General features: G+C 61.9%; 3 protein-coding genes. 2 read left to right on the forward strand and 1 reads right to left on the reverse strand.

Annotated elements, in window-relative coordinates; all coding sequences use genetic code 11:
• The first annotated feature begins 127 nt into the window (after positions 1 to 127).
• Positions 128 to 1,465 (forward strand): Druantia anti-phage system protein DruA, encoded by a 1,338-nt coding sequence (locus WC698_06405; GenBank protein ID MFA6039864.1) that lies wholly within the window; start codon positions 128 to 130, stop codon positions 1,463 to 1,465.
• Between the two features lie 44 nt (positions 1,466 to 1,509).
• Positions 1,510 to 1,917: a hypothetical protein gene (locus tag WC698_06410; GenBank protein MFA6039865.1), complete on the forward strand. Its 408-nt coding sequence runs from the start codon at positions 1,510 to 1,512 to the stop codon at positions 1,915 to 1,917.
• A gap of 105 nt (positions 1,918 to 2,022) precedes the next feature.
• Here WC698_06410 and WC698_06415 read toward each other — a convergent pair.
• The coding region (locus tag WC698_06415; GenBank protein ID MFA6039866.1) for a TRAM domain-containing protein at positions 2,023 to 2,523 on the reverse strand (501 nt) is incomplete at its 5' end.

Genomic DNA, 2,523 nt, shown 5'->3' on the forward strand with positions numbered 1-2,523 from the left:
GGACAATACAGAAAGCGGAGGGCTCACGCGGGGCCCAGGGCGTTTGGCTTGAAGTCCAAGGATGCCGATAAAGAGAGGGCAAAAGAAAAGGCTAGACAAAAGCTCCCTGAAAAGCTGAACTACGGTGGTGAAAAAGAGATCACCAAAGCAGAGCGAGCCCTTTGAGCAAAAATCTGGAGCGTTAGAAATCAAGGTGGCGCATTCGGCGCAGGACTGGCGCCGCGCGAAGGAAGCCCTCGGGCGAGAGCATGGCTTGGGGGCTGGTAGCGAGGCTGGGGACCGGCTTTGCCAGTTGGTGATGGAGGAAGGAAAGCTTGCCGGGGTGTTGGTGTGGTGCGCGGCGGCGTGGCATTTGAAGGATAGGGACGAAGCGGTCGGGTGGGATGCGGTGACCCGTTCGGAGCGATTGAAGTTGGTGGTGCAACTGCGACGCTTCCTGGTTTTGGAAGAGTCGCGGCGGCCCAATCTGGCCTCGCAATGTCTTGGGGCAGGGATGCGCGAACTGGGCGCTCAATGGGAGAGCGAGCACGGCTACCGTCCGCTTTTGGCGGAGAGCTTCAGCGATCCGGAAAGCCATGCGGGCACCGTTTACAAAGCGACGAACTGGACGCAGGCCGGGACAACGAAGGGATTTTCGCAAGACCACAGCGATTATTACATCCCAAACGGGAGGCCCAAGAAGTTGTGGCTCAAAGCGCTGGTTCCCAAAGCCTATGAGTTGATGAGTGCGCGCGAGTTGCCCGAGGCCTGCAAAGGGGCGCTGGTCGGGCGCGGGGGAGCCCGCAGTGCGCTCAAGAACGCGGGGCTCAAAAGCCTGCGCGACGCGTTGCTGGAAGTGCCCGATCCGCGCCATCCCAAGAGCCGCCGCCACCCCCTGCCCGCGATGTTGGCCCTGATCTCCCTCGGGTTGCTGATGGGAGCCCGCGACGTGCTTGATATCTGGAGGAAAGTGGCCTGCCTTTCCCAGAGCCAGAGGGAGGCCATCGGACTGCGGGTGCGTGACAAGCAGAGCAGGCGACTGAAGATGCCAGGCTACGATGCGCTCAACGATCTTCTGGCTGCCGTGGAGCCAAGCGCCTATGCCCGCGCACTCACGGTTTGGTTGCAGGCCAACGCGGGCGTGCTGCCCCGCAGTCTGGCCCTTGATGGCAAAAGCGTGGGAGACGGACGCTGCGGCATGATCATCACCCTTTGCCGTCACGAGGACGGACGTCCGGTGGCCATGATCCCGGCCAGCGGGAAAAAGGAGGACTGTGAAGTCTCCGAGGCGCGCTCTCTTCTCGCCGACCAGCAGGTCGAACTGGTCAACGCGCTCGTGACGGCCGATCCCCTGCACAACAAGGAGGCCACCGTGCGGGTCATCTTGGAGAAAGGCGGCGACTACCTCATCGGCACCAAAGAAAATACCTCCAAGCGCCTGGAGGGAGCCACCCGCGCTCTTGATGGCTCCCCTTTTTTTACCTGAGCTGCGAAGGGGATCACGGGCGCATCGACTCCCGCAAAGCCGCCGTGGAAGCCATCTCGCCGGTCACTGCCGGACTCCCCGGTGCCCGCTCCGCGGTGATCGTGCAGCGCGACTGGAGCGAAAAGAAAGAACCCAAAACGGCCAAGAGCCATACCCGCGTCTTCCTCTCCAGCCTTCGGGCGGAAGAAAAATCCCGATCCACCCGGGCCGCCCGTGAGCACTGGAGCATCGAGAACCGCAACCACCACAAACGCGACGCCTCCGCTTGGCAGGAAGACCGTCATCGTCACCGAAGACCCAAGGCCGCTCTCAACCTGGCGCTCACGCGCAATGCCCTGCTTGCCATCATTCCCTTCCAGCAGGGCGAGCCCCTCGCCCACTTCTTCGAGCTTTACCACCGCTACCCAGCCAAAGCCCTCAACCTAATCCTTCACGCACGCCCCGTCTTATGATCCCTCCAGCCAAACGCCCTGCGAGGCTTCTTCGATTTCCCAAGGATCCCGGTCGAATTCCTCCGTGTTCTCTGTGCCTCTGCGGTTTAAAAATCTTCTCCGGGATTACCCGAGCACGGCCGGGTCCCCGTAGAGGGTCGAGGTGCTCGTCCGCACGATCCGCACCGGAAAGATCTGCCCGACGTGTCGCGGAGCGCCCTCGAAGACAACAATTTTATTCGTGCGCGTGCGCCCGGAGAGACGTTCCGGGTTGTTCCGGCTGGTGCCTTCGCAGAGGATTTCCACCTCGGTGCCGATGAGGGCATCGAGGCGGGCGTGGAAATGCCTGTTGATGACCTCCAGGAGATCCTTGTTGCGCGATTCTTTGACGTCCTCCGTCAGTTGGTCCTCCATCGTGGATGCCGGTGTGTTTTGCCGCTGGGAGTAGCGAAAGACAAATGCGTTGTCGAAACCGACCTCATCGCAGAGCTCGCGCGTGGCGGCATAGTCTTCATCGGTCTCGCCGGGGAACCCGACAATGATGTCGGTCGTGATCGCGATCCCCGGGCGGGTCGTGCGCAGCTGGTCCACCAGCTTGTGGAAAGCATCGGCCGTATAGCCGCGCCG

The sequence above is a fragment of the Candidatus Peribacteraceae bacterium genome (genome assembly GCA_041661065.1).
Lineage (GTDB): Bacteria > Patescibacteriota > Gracilibacteria > Peribacterales > Peribacteraceae > CAIKAD01.